Source organism: Rickettsia asembonensis (genome assembly GCF_000828125.2).
GTDB lineage: Bacteria > Pseudomonadota > Alphaproteobacteria > Rickettsiales > Rickettsiaceae > Rickettsia > Rickettsia asembonensis.
The window spans coordinates 1-19,308 of the sequence record NZ_JWSW01000024.1; the positions used below are offsets into that span (position 1 = coordinate 1).

Below are 19,308 nucleotides of genomic sequence, written 5' to 3' on the forward strand. Positions count from 1 at the left end.
TTGCTTCCTCAACTCATCACGTTCTTCCCAAAGACTAGCTTTTGAGATTAAATGAGAGGCATCCACAAAAGTAAATACCTCACTCTTATAACCTTGCTTTCTTAGTTGATCTCTAAAGTTTGTAAATATTTTTGATAGTAAATTAGTACCTATCTTCTTGCGTATTTTACTAAACACACTATAATCTGGTGTCGTCTCTGTAAGAGCAAAATCACAAAACCATTTGCCAGCAGTATTATCAGCTAAATAACGCTCTAATTCTCGATCAGATAAGTCTTCCATAAACTGTAAAAGCAAACATTTAAATAACCGTAATGTTCCATAGCCTTTATAATTAGCTTCAGTTTCTAGCACTAATAACTCTCTTTCAACTGCTTTAAAATTAAATAAACTTTTAAATCTACGATATTGATGATCTGTGCTAACTAATTCATCTAAACTGACCATTGTTATTTGATGCTCTGACATTTCTTTACTTTCTTATTTTTTTTATTACATTATAACCTCTTACTACTCATATTTCAACACTCACATATTGTAAAAATCGCGAGCATCACGTTGTATAATATCTAAACCATATCCGTAAGAAGCATAAAAAATTCCTTCTGGCTTTAATGCAGCGTGAATTTTTTTATAAACATTGGTTGTTTCATTATAAGGTACATGAAGGAGAGTTGCTTGAGCCCAAACATCATCAAACGACTTCTTAAAATCGATATCTTGAAAAGTTGAGTGTAATACATTTATTCCGGTTTCTTTTGTAGCTAATTTAACCATTTCGGTTGAACCGTCAAAAGCAGTAACTTGATATCTTTGACTTAAAAAATATTTTGTATCACGACCAACTCCACAACCTGCATCTAAAATGTGAGCCTGTTTTGGTAAATAACTTATGAATTCTTTATAATTATTGGATAAATCCGCATTAATAGTTCTATCATAAAATAATTGTGCATTATTATCGTAATATTGTATATTTTTCATAATTTTATATATTTATTCCCAACTATTAGTATAATTATACTTACTAGGTAATAAAACACAAGTGGAAAAGATGAATATTTTACATTGACTATTAGGCTTAAAAATGGTCTACTTATTAAGAAGTTCTTGCGGGGAATACCGGAGTCATCATTGCGTACAAGCATAGGCGTGGTTCTTATGTCATTCCCGCTTTCGCGGGAAGGTATTGTTGCGTGGATCAGTTTTACCTCTGTTCATCCCGTGGCTTGACCACGGGATCCAGTTAAAAATACTAAAATTATTAGTATTTTTTATTGTTTTTATGGACCTAGTTAGCAAGCCACGGGATGACACAGTGGGTTTTACCGGTCTACGCAATAATGCCTTGCGGGAATGACATAGGTATACACACAACAATACCACTTATTAAGAATAAGGCTTAAGGTTTATATGATAAAAAAAATAATATTTGGAATAGCTATTTTACTGAGTCTAAGCTGCTTTGCCAATAGTACAACTTCTGACGGCTCAAAAAAAGATGCAGCAAAAACCAACGACGCTACAACACAAAAAATTATAGATGATTTTTCTGCTTACGCCGGTACTATAAAACCGGAAGTACGCAAGGAAATACAAGAATATAGAGTAGAAATAGTCGATATTAATAAGAAGAAACGTGAACTATATAACAGCCTTTCCAAAGAGGCTCAAAATTTTTTAGCAGAGCAGCAAAAATATAAACAAAAACTATCCATCTCTAAACTACCTACGGAAGACAACTCTCCAAATAATACTGCTAATTCTAAAGATAATAAGGATACAGATACAAAATAAAATCTGTTATTTTTGTGAACTTGTAGATGTATGGTATGGGTAGATAAAACCTGTTCCTATGTCATTCCTGCAAAAGCGGAAATCCAGTACTTTAAAGCTTTTTTAAAGTTTTACCTTGAAAAAAATGATATAATAAAAAATCTTTAAAATTAAGATTTTTTAGCCTGGATTCCCGCTTTTAGCTAGGATGACATCGAGAGTTTTTTAAAAACTGTCCGGTACTATGTCAAACCATGGGGTGGCGGTGGTGAAGCCTAGATTCCTGCTTTCGTAGGAATGACATAAGAGTGAGTCATACAACAACTCCGCTTTTAGCTAGGTATTTCATAAATCTGCTCTACTACACCATCAAGACCCATTAAAAAAGTATAAACTTTTAATTGGGGGAATTTTTCTTTTATTATATCACGGGCCTTGTTTAAAATTTCTGCATGTGCTGCCGTTTCTTTTTCCTTGGTATTTAGCTGTTCCTGACCTATAAGTATTTTATAAGCTCCACATTCTCTATGATCAAGAAAAACAATTTGTTTGATGTTATGTAATTCTTGTAAAATCTCGATAGTATCTTCTATTGTTTTTCCCCAATAAGTATATTTGTCGTTAACAAGGGCAAGCGATGCACCGGGCAGTGATACTTTATCAAAATTATCTTCTAACCTTAATTGCTTCATTAATTTATCTGTTTCATCTATTAATCTAAAATCTACACAACTAATTAAAAGAGTAGAAGCTTCATTTAATGTTTTTAAATGTTCATTACTTACTTCTACCTTTACAACTTTCTTATTGGCAATTATATCATTGTTAGCAGCGTAAAGATTTAAACTAGACACCATAATAAACCCTAAAATTATATATTTTACATATATCAATATCATAAAATTCTCCTATTTAAAAATATTTCTTACATGCTTTAAAATAAGAATAACCTGTAATGATTGTTAAAAAAGCGGCAATCCATAAAATTATTTCCCCTACTATATCTAAATAAATAATTCCTGAACCTTTGGAGCCTAGTATCAATATCGATAAAGCAAACATTTGTAAAAACGTTTTTACCTTAGCGAGTCTCGATACAGGCACACTAACCTTTACTAAAGCTAAAAATTCCCGAAGGCCGTTAACTAAAAATTCTCGTGCTAAAATTAATAGACAAGGTATCTCATCTACATTATCTTTTTTTAGTAGCATTATAATAACGCAACCTACTAGTAGCTTATCTGCTATAGGATCAAACATCTTGCCAAAGCTCGTAACTAAATTATATTTTCTTGCAATATAACCATCAAAAAAATCCGTAATACTAGCTAAAACAAATAATAATGCTCCAAGTTTACGTACAAGTGAATTATTTATATAAAATGCCAGTATAATAACCGGAATTACCATTATTCGAGCAATAGTTAGATAATTAGGTAAATTTTTATCTATTCTCATTAATTAAATTTATTAATATAATATTGTTGAATTATGGATAGAATATTATTCCAAGACCAATATATTAAAAGCCCAACAGGAAAACTACTAAACATAAATAAAAAAATTAGCGGCATAAATTTCATTACTTGAGCTTGTATCGGATCTGCAGGTTCAGGACTCATTTTTTGCTGTAAGAACATAGTAATAGCCATTAAAATAGGCCATGCTCCAATCATTAAAAATGATGGTGGCGAGAACGGTAACAAGCCGAATAAATTAAAAATAGTAGTAGGGTCAGGGGCAGATAAGTCTTTAATCCATCCGTAAAACGGTGCTTGCCGCATTTCAATAGTTACATATAATACTTTATAGATAGAGAAAAATACCGGAATTTGAACAAGTATAGGCAAACAACCCGCTACCGGATTTACTTTTTCTTTTTTATATAAAGCCATTATTTCTTGATTTAAACGTGCCTTATCATCACTGTATAAATTTTTTATCCTATCGATTTCCGGCTGTAAATTTTTCATTTTTTTCATCGAACGATAAGACTTATTGGCTAACGTAAACATCAATAGCTTAATTATAACCGTAACAATTAATATACTAACACCGAAATTACCGACATAGCCATAGAAAAAATTCATGGCGTAGAAAACCGGTTTGGTAATTATATAAAACCAGCCGAAATCAATAGCTCTATCAAATAATTTAATATCATATTGCTTTTCATATTTATCAAGCAAATCTACTTTTTTTGCTCCTGCAAAAATTCTGCTTTTAATGGAGAAATTTTCGCCGGGCTTTATTATTTGTACCGGTGAAATAAAATCTACCTGATATCTTTCAGTCCCTTGCTTAAGAGCATAATTAAAATTCGAGCTGTAATTACTTGATTTATCCGGAATCAAGGAAGATAACCAATATTTATCGGTAATTCCTATCCAGTCAACCTTACTTGCTGCAAATTTTTCACTTTTCTTATCTTTAATATCATCATACGAATATTCTTTAAGATTCTCGTCTATACACCCGATAGGTCCTTGATGTAATATATTCACTGCTTTCTCTACGGCAATATATTTACGGTTTATTAAACCGTAAGATTGCACAGGAAGTTCTTTATCACTATTATTAACTATGGTTTGTTCTATAGTAAATAAATAGTTTTCATCGACAGTAATAGTAACTAAAAATTTAACTCCGTCTTCATTAACCCAAAATAAATTAACAGGTTTTTCAGGGCTTAATATTTCACTATCACTATTCCATATAGTATCGTTGTTAGGGAGTTTTACACTAGATAAATTACTAACTAAACCAATTTCAGCAAAATATGCATTTTCTGTATTAGCTGGTGAAAATAATCTCACTTCAGGACTATTGTTAGATAAATCTTGCTTATATTTCTTTAATATTAAATCGTCAAATCTAAGTCCTTTTAATGAAATAGAACCGGTGAGTGATTCAGATTCTATTTTAATACGCTGCACCCCGCTTTCTTCTTGAGCAACAATATTAGTTGCAGGTTCTACTAAAGCTTTTAACTGTTGTTTCTTTAAATTTTCTGCTTTCTGCACTGCTATTTGCTGTTGCTGTTTTTTTTGTTCAGGTTTTACAACAAAATATTGCCAACCGAAAATTATACTTAAAGACAGTATAATAGCGGCTATTAAATTAATTATATTATTATTCATTCCTAGGTCTTAAATTTTCATATTTTTAAAGCTTTAAGTTTTAAAGCATTTAGAGAAAATAATCAAGTAGTATATATACTTCTTTTCTTACAAAAGTAGTGAATATCCAAGATGAAGTGCGGCTTCCATCTTGGATACAAATTTAACTTCAGATATATTATACCACTCCTACATTCTGAAATATTTTTAATTTAAATTCAGGAAGTATAGAAATTAAATGTTCAGAAATATTATCTTGTATATTTTCATAACCTACTAAATTCACTTCTTTAACAAAGATATATATTTCTATAGGCAACCCATTAATCGTAGGTTCAAGCTGTCTTACTAGAAAAGTAAATCCTTCGGTATAAACTGCCGGATTATTTTTTAGATATTCCTGAATATATAATTTGAATAGTTTAATGTTGGTTAAATCTTTCTCTTCTTTATCAAGAGTTATTTTATCTATTACATCCTTTGATATATAAGGAGATTTTTTTAGTTCTTTTAAAATAGTAGCATCACAGAAGTTAATAGTTGCCATATTAATATTAAATACTCTCTTTACCCTTCTTGCTCCTGATTCACTAATTCCTCTATAATTAGTTACGTTAGAATTTAAAATACTGTAAGTAGGAACTGTAGAAATAGATTGGTCAAAATTCCTAATTGTTACTACGGAAATAGTAATTTTTTCAACTGTTCCTTCAATTTCGCCTATACGTACCCAGTCTCCAATATTAATAATTTCTTGAGTAGTTAGTTGCAAGCTTGCAAGTAATCCTAAAACGGTATCTTTGAAAACAAATGTTAAAAGAGCTGCGGCTGCACCTAAACTTGTTAAGAATGTACTAAGCGAAATATTTAATATATATGAAATAGTTACCATTGCTGCAATAACTATGACAATAATTTTTAATATTTGAAAATATAAGCTAAGCGGTGCATTTTTTGTAACAGCCTTGATCCTATTATTATATAAATCTGCAAAAGCATCTATAAGCGTTAATAATAACATCGTCACGGATATACTAGTATATAAGATTACTATAGTATCTTTGATTCCCAGTAATACATGTGCTTTAAAAGAAGTAGGATGAAAAACATTTCCCCAACCTATAAAGTAAAGTGCTAATAAAGTGTATAATAAATAACGAAATATAGGATATTTTTTTAGTATCCTTTCATAATCATCATAATGATGTCTAGTTAAATAATTTTTTACAGGAATAAAAATTAATCTTTTAATTAGAAATATCACCGGTATAATAGATACTAACATAACAAACAATAATACTAACTCAGTACTTGAGGTATGATATAGATCCATTAAATATTGCATATTTTACCTATCATTATTATTATAAATATAAATCTTTTTTATTATTACTAAGAATTTTATTTTTATCAATAATTTTAACTCAAAAGAACTTGGTATTGCTAACCAAATATAGATACTGTCATTATGAAGCCACAAAGTGGCTGTGGCAATCCATAAAAATAATAAAAAACCGGATTGCTTCGTCAATTACTTACGTAATTTTCTGTAACTCAGACGTTAAATGAATTAAATAACTTATTATGACATTTCCTAATATCAATCCAATTATTTTCTCTATAGGTCCATTTGCCGTCTCTTGGTATTCTCTTTCATATGTAGTAGGAATTTTGCTAGGTTGGTTCTATGCAAACAAAATTATAGAAAAATTTAAGCCTCAAATTACTAAAAAAAATCTAGAAGATTTCATTACTTATGCCGTTATAGGCATAATAATCGGAGGCAGACTAGGATTTGTTTTATTATATAACCCTTCTAGATATTTTTCAAATCTAATAGATATCTTAAAAACTTATGAAGGCGGTATGTCTTTCCATGGCGGAGCTTTAGGGGTGATTATTGCCTCTTATTTGTTTTGTAGAAAATATAAAGTTAATTTTTTAAGTCTCACAGATATAATAGCCCCTGTAGTACCTATCGGATTATTTTTAGGTAGAATCGCTAATTTTATTAACGGCGAACTATACGGACGTATTACAAATTCTTCTTTTGGTATGATTTTTCCTAATAGTGATTTGATGCCAAGACATCCTAGTCAATTATATGAAGCTTTTTTTGAAGGTTTAGTATTATTTTGTATCTTAGCATATGCAACATTTAAGCGCAAAACTCTTAAAAAGTACGGTTTAAACTCAGGAATATTTTTAATATTTTACGCTCTTTTCCGAATCGCTATTGAAATATTTAGAGAACCAGACATACAAATCGGGTTTATTTTAGATAGCTTAACTATGGGACAAATCTTATCTGTACCTATGTTACTTTTAGGAAGTTATTTAATATGTCAATCGAATCCAAAATAAGGCAATTAATTGATCAAACCGGATATATTACTTGCGATGTTCTCATGCAGGAGGCATTAAATTTAAACCCTACTTCCTATTATCAGCAAGTAAAATCGTTGGCTAGCGAAGGTGACTTTGTTACAGCTCCTGAAATTTCGCAGCTATTCGGTGAAATTATCGGCTTATGGTGTATCAAGGAGTGGCAAAGAATTGGTTGCCCAAAAAGTCTTAGTTTGGTTGAGCTTGGTCCTGGTCGAGGTCTATTAATGCGTGATTTACTACGCACTGCAAAATTAGTACCGGAATTTTACAAAGCTTTATCAATTGAACTAATAGAAATTAATCAAAATTTTATTGCTTATCAAAAGGCTAATTTACAAGATATTAATTTACCGATTAGCCATCGATCATTTGTAGAAGATATACCCAAAAAACCTACTATAATAATAGCTAATGAATTCTTTGATGCTATGCCGATAAAGCAATATATTAAAGTCAAGGAATTATGGTATGAAAGAATATTTGTAGTGCAACCGGTAGACGGCAGAATTAAATACGATAAAATAAGCGTTAATAAGCAATTACAAGAATATTTGCTGCGTACTCATATTGAAACAAAAGACGGAGCAGTGCTTGAAAAATCTTATAACTCAATAGAAATTATAAAATTTATAGTGCAGCATCTAAAAAAACTAAGCGGCAGCTGCTTAATAATAGATTACGGCTATGATCTAGCTCCGGGTAACAGAATTAGATATCAGTATAATCCAACATTACAAGCGGTTAAAAACCATAAATATTGCCCCATCCTTGAAAATCTTGGAGAAGCTGATTTATCGGCACATGTGGATTTTTATACATTAAAAACAGTAGCTAAAAATAGTAAAATAAATGTAATAGATACAATATCGCAACGAGATTTTTTAATAGAAAACGGAATCTTATTACGCAAGCAAACATTGCAAGACAAGCTTAATAATAGACATCTTTTCAAATTCGCTTATAGAGAGGAATTTAAAGGAGACACGGAACGCAGCACCGCAGCGTACACACTAGTACGTGAGGATGCGAGGACCGGATCGACGTCTAAATTACCTCTAGAAGTAGAGTTTGAGAAGATGTCTGAGCAAGCAGGGATAATAGAAAAACAAGTAGAGAGGCTAATATCCCCAAAACAAATGGGAACATTATTTAAAGTATTACAAATTATGAATTAATCTATTTTGGCTCTTTCACAGAACCTAAGTTCTAAGTCTTGATTATAAAAGGACAACTTAAGTCGTCTTCTTCACATTTCAGCATGGCTTCAAATTCTTTTATACGCTCTTCGGTTTTTTCTGTAAGACACATAAGCAGTATCATTGGATATACGGAACCGCCATAAACCTCAGAACTCCGAAATTCACAATCAGCATCTCGGTACTTAATCCATAAATTTGGGGATTTTTTAAGTAAATTAACTTTTTCTTGTTCGTCTGAAATATGCTTTAATATTTCTTTATATATTTGATTTAGTTTCTTATCAACTTTCTTATATTCTTCGCCAGCACAATAATTCATGTCACCTTGTGTTATGGCATTATTACAATCAACAGCAAAAGCATAAGATATCGAACTAAGAAATAGCCAACAGAAAATAATTGTTTTTTTCATTATTTTATCATTTTTAAAAATAATGAATTAAGAATCATACGCCATGACGTTCTGCAATTAAACTTTTTATTTTACCGATAGCTTTAGCAGGATTTAAGCCTTTCGGGCAGGTCTTAGTACAGTTCATAATCGTATGACAACGATAAAGTTTAAATGGGTCTTCTAAAGCTTCAAGACGTTCGCCGGTATGATCATCCCTTGAATCGGCAATCCATCGATAAGCCTGCAATAAAATCGCAGGACCCAAATATTTATCACCGTTCCACCAATAACTAGGACAGGAAGTAGAACAGCAAGCACATAATATACACTCATATAAACCGTCAAGCTTTTCTCGGTCTTTAATTGACTGTAACCTTTCAGAGTTTGAAGGGGTAGGGCTATCGGTTTTGAGCCAAGGTTCTATAGATTCGTATTGTGCATAAAAATGCGACATATCAGGTACTAAGTCTTTCACTACTTTCATATGAGGAAGGGGATAGATTTTGATATCGCCTGATATCTCTTCTATCGGTTTTATGCATGCTAAAGTATTTGTACCGTCAATATTCATCGAACAACTACCGCAAATTCCCTCTCGACAAGAACGCCTGAACGTTAAAGTCGAATCGATTTCGTTTTTGATTTTAATTAAAGCATCTAAAACCATTGGTCCGGTTTTGCTTAAATCTATCTCAAAACTATCGATAGTAGGATTCTCATCAAGATCAGAGTCATACCTATAAATTTTTACCTTTCTAGGTTTAAGCATTTCCTCGTGTTCTTTATGCTCTTTTCCTTTTTTTACTACTGAATTTGGCGGTAATCTTAACTCTGCCATTTAAGTACTCTCTTTTTTAGCCTTAGCTGTTTTTGTTTTCTCAGGTGATTTTTCTTTATCTATTTTTATAGTAGATAAATCATTAAAAGGAAATTTATTTTCTTCTTCTGAATCTAAAGCTCTGCCGCTAAGTAAGTTTTTAATTTGCTGCCCGGACAATGTCTCATACTCAATTAAAGCATTAGCTAAAGTATGAAGCTGATCTATATGTTTTGTTAAAATATCTTTTGCAAATTCATATCCTTGTGTAATAATTTTTTTAACTTCGGCATCAATTAACTCTGCAGTAGCTTCCGAGGTTTCGTTACTCGGTTGTCTACCATACATATCATCACCGCTTGAACCATGGAATATCGGTCCTATTAAATCACTTAAACCTGCTTTTGTAACCATCGCTCTTGCAATATTAGTTGCACTTTTTATATCCGATGAAGCTCCTGAGGTAACTTTATTTCTACCGAAAATAATTTCCTCTGCTACTCTTCCTGCCATATAAACTGCTATAGATGATTCCATCTGTTCACGATTCTGAGAATATTCATCAGTTTCAGGAAGTCTTTGCACCATCCCAAGAGCATTACCGCGCGGTATAATCGTAGCCTTATGAATAGGCGATGCTGCAGGACAATAAAGCCCTACTAATGCATGTCCACCTTCATGATATGCAGTCAATTTTTTTTCTTTTTCCGACATTGCAATAGAACGACGTGCAACTCCCATCAGCACCTTATCTTTTGCCTCTTCCATGTCGTGCATATCTACTTCTTTCTTATCAAGCCTTGCAGCAATAAGAGCAGCTTCATTAACTAAGTTAGCAAGTTCAGCACCGGAAAAGCCCGGGGTACCACGAGCAATAATTCGTGCTAGTACCGTACTATTATATTTAATTTTCTTTAAATGTACTTTTAGAATTTGCTCACGACCGTTTATATCAGGGTTTGCAACGGCAATTTGACGATCAAACCTACCGGGACGTAGCAATGCACGATCAAGAACATCAGGACGGTTTGTAGCTGCAATGATCACAACTCCCTCATTTGCTTCAAATCCGTCCATTTCGACTAACATTTGGTTTAAGGTTTGCTCACGTTCATCATTGCCGCCGCCCATACCGATACCTCTATGGCGACCTACCGCATCAATTTCATCGATAAAGATAATACAAGGAGCATTACGTTTACCCTGTTCAAACATGTCACGCACACGGCTTGCACCAACGCCTACAAACATTTCAACAAAATCAGAGCCGGATATGCTAAAAAACGGAACATTAGCCTCACCTGCAATTGCTTTAGCAAGAAGGGTCTTTCCTGTTCCAGGAGGCCCTATAAGTAAGCAGCCTTTCGGTATTTTACCGCCAAGCTTTTGGAACTTGCTTGGATCTCTTAAAAAATCTACTATTTCAGTTAATTCTTCTTTTGCTTCATCGATACCTGCTACATCTTTAAAGGTAATTTTTGGTCCTTTATCTGATAGCAACCTAGCTTTCGATTTTTCAAACCCCATGGCCTTCCTGCCTCCATGCATTTGACGCATAAAAAAAACCCAAACACCTATCAATAAAAGCATAGGAAACCAAGAAATTAAAAAGCCTAAAAAGGTATTCATTCTTGTTTCAAGAGGCACCACTTCAATATTAACGTCATTACTAGTAAGACGATTTACTAAATCAGGATAATCAGGAGCATAAGTGTTAAAAGTAGAGCCGTCATTTGAAGTGCCTTCAATTACTCTACCTTGAATTTTTACTGAATTAACGGTCTTTTCATCAACTCGTGTTAAAAAATCCGAGAAAGTTATATTATTTCTTCCGCCAAGTAAACCGTTAGATTGGAAAACATTAAAAAGTAATATTACAAAAACAAAAAGTGCTGCCCAAGCTAAAATACTTCTACCTTGATTATTCATCGATATAAAACCTAATAAAAATTTTTATCGGTATTAGAGGCGTTGTTGCATGGATCGTTTTTTTCATCATTACGAAGAAAAATTGCAAGTTTTGATGAAGCAATCTAGTAAAAAATTCTGATTTACAGAATTTTTTTAATTTTTTATGGATTGCTGCACAGCCTATGGCTGCTTGCAATGACGATTTGGTATCCATGCAACAAAACTAAATACCGGTGTTAGCAAAAATGGGTGAAACGAGATATAAAATTTGGAGCAAAAGATACTTCAAAGTTCCACATGTCGTTATCATAATATGATATATGTGGTATTGCTATAACTTTTTCAAGTATTTTAATGATAGGTAAGGTAAATAAAATTGCATTGTGGTTTTTGCAGGATAGATTTTTCAAAGATTCTAGATCTAATTGTTTCTTTATCATTTTATAATCTTCTAACGATAGATGAGTTACAAAACAATTTGGAGTTTCTTGATTTCTTGTGATGCAAAATCTATTATCCCAAATAACGGATTTATCCAATAATATTTTACTTTCAGGTAATTTTTTGCCGAATTCCCTGTATATAAGTAACTCGTTTTGTATACGATTAATTATACAGCCATGAAGGGTATTCTTAAAGTTTACGTCTTGAGTAATTAATTTCAAAATAGGTTCTACCGAATAAAAACGAACTACTCTAGATTGTCCGCTAATTATTATCAGTAAAAAATTAATTATTTGTACTTTCACCTCATTTGAAAACTTATCAAATTTAACTAAATCAAGAAAAGCAAAGCCATATTCAAAAATTTTGACTGCTTCGGCTATTGCTGATATTAACTCCGGTTTAAATTTATTATCCAGTAAATCATTAATTTTAAGCTGTTGTAAGATTATATCGGCTTTAATATAATCTTCGCCTTTAGCTAATTTTTGCCTAATAATATTTCGTCTATATTTATCAGATGAATTTGACTCATCTTCAAACCACTTTATATTATGACTGACTAAATACTCTACTAATTCACTTTTTGGAATATTATATAGCGGTCTAATTATTTGTATATTATTATACCAATTAATATTACTGCTACTAAGTCCAAATATACCGCTATTACGTTCTAATCTTAAACAAAAATTTTCTACGTAATCATCTTCATGGTGAGCAGTTAAAAGTACTAATATATCGAGTTCTAGACATAGATTTGTCATCAAATCATAGCGTCCTTCTCTTGCTCTTTCTTGTAAATTGGAAAAATTATTTTGATGATCAAAAGATAAACTATAATGCTTACGATTTAGACTATTACTTATATTTTGGATATAATGGGTTTCTTGCTTCGACTGTTCCCGTAAGTTATGATCAACCGATATAACAGATAATTCTATATTATTTTTTTCTGCCCAAATATTAGCAAGATAAAGAAGTGCTACCGAATCGCTCCCACCGGAGACTGCAACCGCTATTTTAGATAAACCAAAATTACCTATTAGATTATTGATATTATACTCAAATTTTTCATATAGCATGGTTGAAAAATATTAGTATTGTTGAAAGTTATTTTTAAGGATATTGTAGTTAATTCGGTAGTGTACGAATTATGTTATTCCCGCATAGGTGGGACGTTGTTGTATGGCTCTTATGTCATTCCGTTGATCGCAGGAATTCAGAAAAAAGTATAAATACACCAAATTTTTGAAATTAAAAGCTTGATTTATCTCGCTTTACGCTGGATTCCTGCTTCCGCGGGAATGACATCGAGCAAGCTATCCGTACAACAATATTCTGCTTTCGCAAGGGTAACAAAAAACCACAAGCTAGATAGATGATAAAGAAAAATTTATGCTGATTCAGCTAAATCTTCTGAAGTTTCAGTCTTTTGTTCGCGTAAATAATCTTGTGCTTCTGATTCTGATCTTGCAACAATAACCGTAACTATAGCATTAAGCTCCGCATGGAGTCTTATTTCAACTGTATAAATTCCGGTAGATTTAATTTGTTTATCAAGAATAATATTTGAATGAGAGATATTATAAGATACATTTTCAGATAATTTATCGGCTATTTCTTTGTTAGTAACCGAACCGAAAAGTTTACCGTCATCTGATGTTTGGCGGATAAAAACTAATTTTTGATCTTTAATAAGAGCATTAATTTTTTCTACTTCTTCTCTTATTTGCTTATCTTTTGCTTCAAATTCGTGTTTTTGTTTCACTATTAGCTCTTTATTATGCTCAGTAGCTCTAATAGCTAGTTTTTGCGGTAAAAGATAATTACGACCAAATCCGTCTGCTACTTTGAGCATGTCGCCAATTTTACCTAATTTTCTTACGGGTTTTATTAATATAATTTCCATGTATTATGCCTTTATTTAGCTTGAAATACAAAAGGTAATAATGCTAAAATTCTTGCAATTTTAATAGCATTATTTAGCTTTCTTTGTTTCTTTGCACAAACATTTGTGATCCTGCTTGGTAGCATTCTACCGCCTTCAGAGACAAATTTTATTAAAAGCTCAGGATTTTTATAATCAATAACAGGTGCGTTAGGCACAGAAAGAGGGCATCCTTTACGTCTTCTAAAAAACACTTTTTTAGCAGTTTTATCTCCTACCTTGCGAGTAGTTGTTTCACTAGCATTATTACTTTTTAACATTCTTTAACCTTAATTCTTACAAATTTAATTATTAATCGTTACATCAATTACCGGAGTATTCTCTGTACTCTGATTTTTTAATATCGGTGAAGGTTCACTACTAATTGAATCTGCTTTAATTGTAAGAAATCTAATGATATTTTCGTTAAGCTTCATTTTTCTTTCTAGCTCTTCTTTTACATTACCAGTAATATCTAGACCTAAAAAATAATAATGTCCTTTTTTGTTATTACCGATTTTGTAAGCTAAAGTTCTTAACCCCCAATATTCTTTTTTTACGATAGTGCCATTATTATCTTTAATAATTTTAGCAAAATCATCAACGATTTTATCTATATCGTTTAATGATACGTCTTGGCGTATAATAAAAACTGATTCATAAAAGCTCATGATATATAAAAATCTCCAACAAACAAACTTTAAAATAAAGCTATTTATAGCAACTAAAACTATTAAATTCAAGTATTATCTTTAAAAAATTATTATTTCTTTGTTTCTTTTTATAAAAAGTTTGCTATAAACCCTAATAAATCAGAAAATTATTACAAAAGTTTTTAATTATTTACTAAATATTAATGGAGATTAATTCAGTGTTTGATAAGCTATTACCTGAAGTTTTAATTATAGAAGAAAAAAAATAAAAAAGTGTTAATATTTCTTTAAGTAATGATATAGAGAGAGCAGGATTTAATATAATTTAGGGCTTCAACTCTAGAAAAAGCATTAACTTATTTCTTTAGTCAGCCGCTTGCTATCATGATTATTAGTGCAGAATTACAAGAAAATCCTTTAATAACAATAAATAACGTTAGAAAAATTAATAAATTTTCTAAAACGCCTATAATATTTTTATTACCAAACAAGCAATTAAATTTAACAGAAATAGACGATAACGTACTATTTTTTTATAAGCCCTTTTTATCTGAGCAAATAGTAGGTACTTTAAAGAGCTTATTGAGACGTTCTAAGTCAGTTTTACAGGATAATATTATTAAATTTAAGAATATAAATATTGATTTAAATACTGAAAAAGTATACAAAGACGGACTGAATATTCGCCTAGGTCCTACTGAGTTTAAAATTTTGCAACTTTTTTTTCAGTTTCCAAATGAAGTGTTTTCGCGTCAAGAAATAATAAAATATTTATGGGAAAGTGAAGAGACCTTTAATGAACGTCTTATAGATATTCATATAAATAGAATTAGAGAGGCCTTAGGGAAAGACAATTTAATTATTAAAACCGTTCGTTTTATCGGTTATTGTTTAAATAAGGATAATGATTAGGCTCTGTGAAAGAGAATTAATCTATTTTTTACTGTAAATCATAAGATTTTTTTGAGATAGGAACAACTATTACTGCAAAAATCTTATTAATTTTCGCTAAAAAATATCTAAAAATATAAATAATTTAATTCTCTTTCACATAACCTAGAATTTTGTTGTCAAAATTTTCTTTGTATTTATGCATTAAGTATGTTAATATCTATTAATTATATTTATGTATACTATAATATAATTAAGATTTTTCGTTGCCAATTTATATATTTTATAACTAAAAACTGTAAATTTTATGTTAAGTAAACTAAATAAGCCTGCTTTATTTGCTTTAATATTTTATCCTATTTTTATTATATCTCTTGTAGTTAAATATTCGTTTGATTATGGGATAGGACTAACTGAAGTTATTTTTATAATTGCTAGTTATTATATTAATAATATTACCGTTGGGATTGGTTTGCATAGATTGTGGTCTCATAATGCCTATAAAATAAATAAATATGCCGAGTTTGTCTTAATTATGCTGTCTGCAGGAACATTACAAGGACCAGCTTTATCTTGGGCATCGAATCATTATAAACATCATAGATATACAGATCAAGACCAAGATCCGCATACTCCTTTAAAATTTGACAATAAATTTTTAGGCTTTATATGGTCTCATATAGGATGGATGCTAGTCGGAAGCGGTAGCTATAAGTCTATTGATCGCATTACTTGGGCTAAGCATGGGAAAAACAATTTATTAAAATGGCAGCTAAAATATTATTGGCAAATAGCAGCTTTTATGAATATTGTCATGCCTTTATTTATCGGTTACTTAGTTGGTGGTACTATACAATCGGCATATGCAGGATTTTTATTTATGGGACTCGGTAGATTCCTACAGCAGCAAGCAACTTTCTGTGTTAATTCTTTATGCCACTTTGCCGGTAGTAAGCAATATTACAAAGGCACGGCTGGAGATATTTGGTGGATGGCATTATTCTTACTCGGTGAAAATTGGCACAATTACCATCATGCTTTCCCTTCAGATTATCGTAACGGTGCAAAATGGTATCATTTTGACGTTCACAAATGGATAATATTTTTAATGAGTAAAATAGGTTTAGTTTCAGAACTTGAACGTACTACAAAAGTACGTATACAGGCAAAAATGCAAGAAACTTTAAGCTATCTTAGTGAAAAACAAAAGCAAAAATTGACTTTAATGCAAACTAAAATAGATCATTTATTAGAAAATCTATGCTTAAAAATTAAAGAGCTTGAAGAATCATCTATTACTATTAAAGAACAATTTAAAAAATCTTTTGTAGAAATACAAGAATCACTTAGAAATTTAGCAGAGCAAGTAAGTTCTGCAACGCAAATAACAGAAAAACCTTCGGAAAAATTACTAAAAATAGTTAATAAAAAAATTATTGATGCCGAACAATCTATTTATAAGCTGTATAATCAATTAAATACCTTAAAGGTATCTAATTAGGCATTATTAAATAAAGATAAATATTGTCATTGCGAACGAGTCTTGTTGCGTGGATCAATTTCACCTCTGTCATCCCGTGGCTTGACCATGAGATCCAGTTAAAAATACTAAAATATTAGTATTTTTTGTTGTTTTTATGGACCCCGTGGTCAAGCCACGAGGTGACACATTGGATTTTATCGGTCCACGCAACAACACTACTTTTTTAGCCAATACCGGTTTCAATATTAAATGATAAAAATTTTAGGTATAGAATCAAGCTGTGACGATACAGCTGTTTCTATAATCACCGAAAATCAAGAAATCTTATCTAATATAATCATTTCACAAAATACAGAACATGCAATTTTTGGAGGGGTAGTACCTGAAATTGCTGCACGTTCTCACTTATCAAATCTAGATAAAGCATTAAAAAATGTTTTAAAAGAGAGCAACACTAAATTAATGGAAATTAGTGCAATTGCTGCAACTTCCGGTCCGGGCTTAATCGGCGGTGTTATAGTCGGCTCAATGTTTGCAAGGTCGCTAAGCAGTGCTTTAAAAAAACCATTTATTGCAATTAATCATTTAGAAGGTCATGCCTTAACCGCAAGGCTAACCAATAATATCCCTTATCCTTATTTACTCTTGTTAGCTTCAGGTGGACATTGCCAATTTGTAGCAGTTTTAGGACTCGGAAAATATAAAATCCTAGGGTCTACTATAGATGATGCCGTAGGCGAAGCCTTTGACAAAGTAGCAAAAATGCTAAACTTAGCATTTCCTGGAGGACCTGAAATTGAGAAAAGAGCAAAACTTGGCGATCCTTATAAATATAAATTTCCAAAACCTATAATTAACAGCGGTAATTGCAATATGTCCTTTTCAGGGCTTAAAACTGCCGTACGTACTTTAATAATGAATTTGCAAGAAATTAATTATAAAGACTGTCATCATTTAGAAAGCTTCAGACAAGATGAATTTAAGGAAAAGCCTGTACAGCGTACAAAAGTACATGAGTACAGGCGAAAGCCGAAAAATTCGCTTGTATCAAGCTTTCTAAATGATGATGTAATTAATGATATAGCGGCAAGTTTTCAGTTCACCATAGGAGAAATTCTAAGTAGTAAGGTACAGGATGCTATTAGAGCATATGAACGAGTTGTAAATGATTATTACGAGAATATAGATTATACTACAAAGCTAAATTTAAAAAGCTTTAGACAAGATGAATTTAAAGAAGAGCCTGCGGAGCGTACAAAAGTACGTGAGCACAGGCTCTATCCACAAAATTCGCTTGGATCAAGCTTTTTAAATGACACTATAGTAATTGCCGGCGGTGTTGCTGCCAATAAATATTTACAAGAAATATTAAGTAATTGTGCTAAAACATATGGTTATCAGCTTATTTATCCACCTATCCGTTTATGTACCGATAATGCTGCAATGATTGCATATGCAGGACTTGAGCGTTACAATAATAAGCTATTTACTCCTTTGAATTTCTGTCCAAAAGCTAGGTGGAGTTTAGAGGATATCGTAAATAAATTTTAATATTGACACTTCTTAATTTAGTAGTATGATAGTAATTACCATAAAACAGGGTAATTACATATATAAAAAAGAGGTAAGTTTATGAGCAATAACAATTATGAAAACATATACAAAGTATTTAATTGTTTTTCAGAAGCAACCAATTCTGCCTATTCAGCTGTAAATAATTTTTTAGAACTACCTAATGTATTTAATAAATATCCTACTGTCATTTCTTTAATTTTTTCTAAAACAGCAAAATTAGACTCTAATATAACCAATATAATTAAAAACGGCGTTATTATATATGAGATATCAACAACCTTAATAGGTGCCGTAAATACTTTTTATAAAGATAAAAAACTAGTCGATAAAATATTAAAAGACGGACAGAATGCTATTGATAAGCTTATTGAAACAACAACTTACTTATCGCCAATAGTTACAGATATTACAAATTCTTACTTAGTTGATCCGTATAAAGAAGAAAAAACACTATTATTTGACTTACAAATTCCTAACTCTACTAGTAATGATTGTTATAAATTATCAGGTACTGAAAGTATAACATTAACTGAAATTGAATGTTATTAACTCTAAATTGACACGAATTATGGATAAATCTTTATCCATAATTCGGTAAGTAATATTTCTTTTTTATATCAAGTTATGATATCAATTTGTGAAGCATCGGATCCTAATGCATAAGTTTCCACGCTTATATCGGTATTTGTGGATACTAATTGCTCTATGTTGGAAGTGTTGAGAGATAA

23 protein-coding genes are annotated in these 19,308 nt (G+C 31.2%); 7 read left to right on the forward strand and 16 right to left on the reverse strand.

The features are described 5' to 3' along the window. From SB78_RS03685 to SB78_RS10065, 3 genes are all read right to left on the reverse strand, one after another. On the reverse strand, positions 1 to 468 hold a 468-nt coding region (locus SB78_RS03685), incomplete at its 3' end, for a transposase (RefSeq protein ID WP_041078783.1). 60 nt (positions 469 to 528) lie between these two features. Beyond that, positions 529 to 984, reverse strand: coding sequence for a class I SAM-dependent methyltransferase (locus SB78_RS08005; RefSeq protein WP_081420933.1), 456 nt, complete (start codon positions 982 to 984; stop codon positions 529 to 531). A gap of 180 nt (positions 985 to 1,164) precedes the next feature. Then, entirely contained in the window at positions 1,165 to 1,341 is a 177-nt protein-coding gene (locus SB78_RS10065) for a hypothetical protein (protein ID WP_199402748.1), read from the reverse strand. Positions 1,342 to 1,413: 72 nt separating this feature from the next. Here SB78_RS10065 and SB78_RS03695 point away from each other — a divergent pair, with 72 nt between their 5' ends. Beyond that, positions 1,414 to 1,797: a hypothetical protein gene (locus tag SB78_RS03695; RefSeq protein ID WP_041078784.1), complete on the forward strand. Its 384-nt coding sequence runs from the start codon at positions 1,414 to 1,416 to the stop codon at positions 1,795 to 1,797. Between the two features lie 311 nt (positions 1,798 to 2,108). Here the strand turns inward: SB78_RS03695 and SB78_RS03700 are convergent, their stop codons facing one another. The 4 genes from SB78_RS03700 to SB78_RS03715 form a co-directional block, all read right to left on the reverse strand. Continuing rightward, positions 2,109 to 2,669 (reverse strand): carbonic anhydrase, encoded by a 561-nt coding sequence (locus SB78_RS03700; protein WP_041078801.1) that lies wholly within the window; start codon positions 2,667 to 2,669, stop codon positions 2,109 to 2,111. Between the two features lie 19 nt (positions 2,670 to 2,688). Continuing rightward, positions 2,689 to 3,234: a CDP-diacylglycerol--glycerol-3-phosphate 3-phosphatidyltransferase gene (pgsA, locus tag SB78_RS03705; protein WP_041078785.1), complete on the reverse strand. Its 546-nt coding sequence runs from the start codon at positions 3,232 to 3,234 to the stop codon at positions 2,689 to 2,691. Further along, positions 3,234 to 4,916, reverse strand: a complete 1,683-nt coding sequence (gene yidC / locus SB78_RS03710; protein WP_041078786.1) for a membrane protein insertase YidC — start codon at positions 4,914 to 4,916, stop codon at positions 3,234 to 3,236. The genes pgsA and yidC overlap by 1 nt, the downstream gene beginning before the upstream one ends. A 157-nt stretch (positions 4,917 to 5,073) precedes the next feature. Next, entirely contained in the window at positions 5,074 to 6,240 is a 1,167-nt protein-coding gene (locus tag SB78_RS03715) for a mechanosensitive ion channel family protein (RefSeq protein WP_041078787.1), read from the reverse strand. Positions 6,241 to 6,479: 239 nt separating this feature from the next. On the opposite strand from SB78_RS03715, the gene lgt reads away from it, so the two are divergent. Next, a complete protein-coding gene (lgt, locus tag SB78_RS03720) occupies positions 6,480 to 7,259 on the forward strand; it encodes a prolipoprotein diacylglyceryl transferase (protein WP_041078788.1) in 780 nt (259 codons plus the stop codon). Beyond that, positions 7,238 to 8,458 carry an SAM-dependent methyltransferase gene (locus SB78_RS03725; RefSeq protein WP_041078789.1) on the forward strand — a complete coding sequence of 407 codons (1,221 nt, stop codon included), beginning with the start codon at positions 7,238 to 7,240 and terminating at the stop codon, positions 8,456 to 8,458. The genes lgt and SB78_RS03725 overlap by 22 nt, the downstream gene beginning before the upstream one ends. 31 nt (positions 8,459 to 8,489) lie before the next feature. On the opposite strand, the gene SB78_RS03730 is transcribed toward SB78_RS03725, so the two are convergent. The 8 genes from SB78_RS03730 to rpsF form a co-directional block, all read right to left on the reverse strand. Beyond that, positions 8,490 to 8,816 carry a lysozyme inhibitor LprI family protein gene (locus SB78_RS03730; RefSeq protein ID WP_081420935.1) on the reverse strand — a complete coding sequence of 109 codons (327 nt, stop codon included), beginning with the start codon at positions 8,814 to 8,816 and terminating at the stop codon, positions 8,490 to 8,492. 112 nt (positions 8,817 to 8,928) lie between these two features. After that, on the reverse strand, positions 8,929 to 9,714 hold the full coding sequence (locus SB78_RS03735; protein WP_041078790.1) for a succinate dehydrogenase iron-sulfur subunit: 786 nt from the start codon (positions 9,712 to 9,714) through the stop codon (positions 8,929 to 8,931). Next, positions 9,715 to 11,622, reverse strand: a complete 1,908-nt coding sequence (gene ftsH, locus SB78_RS03740; RefSeq protein ID WP_041078791.1) for an ATP-dependent zinc metalloprotease FtsH — start codon at positions 11,620 to 11,622, stop codon at positions 9,715 to 9,717. It lies immediately after the preceding gene. Then, positions 11,615 to 11,818, reverse strand: coding sequence for a hypothetical protein (locus tag SB78_RS03745; RefSeq protein ID WP_041078792.1), 204 nt, complete (start codon positions 11,816 to 11,818; stop codon positions 11,615 to 11,617). Before SB78_RS03745 ends, ftsH begins: the two co-directional genes overlap by 8 nt. Before the next feature lie 22 nt (positions 11,819 to 11,840). Next, entirely contained in the window at positions 11,841 to 13,133 is a 1,293-nt protein-coding gene (gene tilS / locus SB78_RS03750; RefSeq protein WP_041078793.1) for a tRNA lysidine(34) synthetase TilS, read from the reverse strand. A gap of 311 nt (positions 13,134 to 13,444) precedes the next feature. Then, positions 13,445 to 13,960, reverse strand: coding sequence for a 50S ribosomal protein L9 (gene rplI / locus SB78_RS03755; RefSeq protein ID WP_041078794.1), 516 nt, complete (start codon positions 13,958 to 13,960; stop codon positions 13,445 to 13,447). 11 nt (positions 13,961 to 13,971) lie between these two features. Further along, entirely contained in the window at positions 13,972 to 14,259 is a 288-nt protein-coding gene (rpsR, locus tag SB78_RS03760) for a 30S ribosomal protein S18 (RefSeq protein ID WP_041078795.1), read from the reverse strand. A 24-nt stretch (positions 14,260 to 14,283) separates the two neighbouring features. Beyond that, on the reverse strand, positions 14,284 to 14,649 hold the full coding sequence (rpsF, locus tag SB78_RS03765; protein WP_041078796.1) for a 30S ribosomal protein S6: 366 nt from the start codon (positions 14,647 to 14,649) through the stop codon (positions 14,284 to 14,286). A 366-nt stretch (positions 14,650 to 15,015) separates the two neighbouring features. On the opposite strand from rpsF, the gene SB78_RS10800 reads away from it, so the two are divergent. Further along, positions 15,016 to 15,543, forward strand: coding sequence for a winged helix-turn-helix domain-containing protein (locus tag SB78_RS10800; protein WP_241773716.1), 528 nt, complete (start codon positions 15,016 to 15,018; stop codon positions 15,541 to 15,543). Positions 15,544 to 15,829: 286 nt separating this feature from the next. Then, positions 15,830 to 17,023, forward strand: coding sequence for a fatty acid desaturase (locus SB78_RS03775; protein ID WP_041078797.1), 1,194 nt, complete (start codon positions 15,830 to 15,832; stop codon positions 17,021 to 17,023). Positions 17,024 to 17,092: 69 nt separating this feature from the next. Here the strand turns inward: SB78_RS03775 and SB78_RS11940 are convergent, their stop codons facing one another. After that, positions 17,093 to 17,248, reverse strand: coding sequence for a hypothetical protein (locus tag SB78_RS11940; RefSeq protein WP_410524503.1), 156 nt, complete (start codon positions 17,246 to 17,248; stop codon positions 17,093 to 17,095). 6 nt (positions 17,249 to 17,254) lie between these two features. On the opposite strand from SB78_RS11940, the gene tsaD reads away from it, so the two are divergent. Together tsaD and SB78_RS03785 are read left to right on the forward strand one after the other, a co-directional pair. Further along, positions 17,255 to 18,556 (forward strand): tRNA (adenosine(37)-N6)-threonylcarbamoyltransferase complex transferase subunit TsaD, encoded by a 1,302-nt coding sequence (gene tsaD / locus SB78_RS03780; protein WP_041078798.1) that lies wholly within the window; start codon positions 17,255 to 17,257, stop codon positions 18,554 to 18,556. Positions 18,557 to 18,637: 81 nt separating this feature from the next. Continuing rightward, complete coding sequence (locus tag SB78_RS03785; RefSeq protein ID WP_041078799.1) at positions 18,638 to 19,129, forward strand: DUF5424 family protein; 492 nt, start codon at positions 18,638 to 18,640, stop codon at positions 19,127 to 19,129. Positions 19,130 to 19,308 lie beyond the last annotated feature (179 nt).

Bases quoted from the DNA above. Each gene is read 5' to 3' on its own strand.
- SB78_RS08005 (WP_081420933.1), bottom strand. From the start codon at position 984: ATGAAAAATATACAATATTACGATAATAATGCACAATTATTTTATGAT.
- SB78_RS03695 (WP_041078784.1), top strand. From the start codon at position 1,414: ATGATAAAAAAAATAATATTTGGAATAGCTATTTTACTGAGTCTAAGC.
- pgsA (WP_041078785.1), bottom strand. From the start codon at position 3,234: ATGAGAATAGATAAAAATTTACCTAATTATCTAACTATTGCTCGAATA.
- yidC (WP_041078786.1), bottom strand. From the start codon at position 4,916: ATGAATAATAATATAATTAATTTAATAGCCGCTATTATACTGTCTTTA.
- SB78_RS03715 (WP_041078787.1), bottom strand. From the start codon at position 6,240: ATGCAATATTTAATGGATCTATATCATACCTCAAGTACTGAGTTAGTA.
- lgt (WP_041078788.1), top strand. From the start codon at position 6,480: ATGACATTTCCTAATATCAATCCAATTATTTTCTCTATAGGTCCATTT.
- SB78_RS03725 (WP_041078789.1), top strand. From the start codon at position 7,238: ATGTCAATCGAATCCAAAATAAGGCAATTAATTGATCAAACCGGATAT.
- SB78_RS03735 (WP_041078790.1), bottom strand. From the start codon at position 9,714: ATGGCAGAGTTAAGATTACCGCCAAATTCAGTAGTAAAAAAAGGAAAA.
- ftsH (WP_041078791.1), bottom strand. From the start codon at position 11,622: ATGAATAATCAAGGTAGAAGTATTTTAGCTTGGGCAGCACTTTTTGTT.
- SB78_RS03745 (WP_041078792.1), bottom strand. From the start codon at position 11,818: ATGGATACCAAATCGTCATTGCAAGCAGCCATAGGCTGTGCAGCAATC.
- tilS (WP_041078793.1), bottom strand. From the start codon at position 13,133: ATGCTATATGAAAAATTTGAGTATAATATCAATAATCTAATAGGTAAT.
- rplI (WP_041078794.1), bottom strand. From the start codon at position 13,960: ATGGAAATTATATTAATAAAACCCGTAAGAAAATTAGGTAAAATTGGC.
- rpsR (WP_041078795.1), bottom strand. From the start codon at position 14,259: ATGTTAAAAAGTAATAATGCTAGTGAAACAACTACTCGCAAGGTAGGA.
- rpsF (WP_041078796.1), bottom strand. From the start codon at position 14,649: ATGAGCTTTTATGAATCAGTTTTTATTATACGCCAAGACGTATCATTA.
- SB78_RS10800 (WP_241773716.1), top strand. From the start codon at position 15,016: ATGATTATTAGTGCAGAATTACAAGAAAATCCTTTAATAACAATAAAT.
- SB78_RS03775 (WP_041078797.1), top strand. From the start codon at position 15,830: ATGTTAAGTAAACTAAATAAGCCTGCTTTATTTGCTTTAATATTTTAT.
- tsaD (WP_041078798.1), top strand. From the start codon at position 17,255: ATGATAAAAATTTTAGGTATAGAATCAAGCTGTGACGATACAGCTGTT.
- SB78_RS03785 (WP_041078799.1), top strand. From the start codon at position 18,638: ATGAGCAATAACAATTATGAAAACATATACAAAGTATTTAATTGTTTT.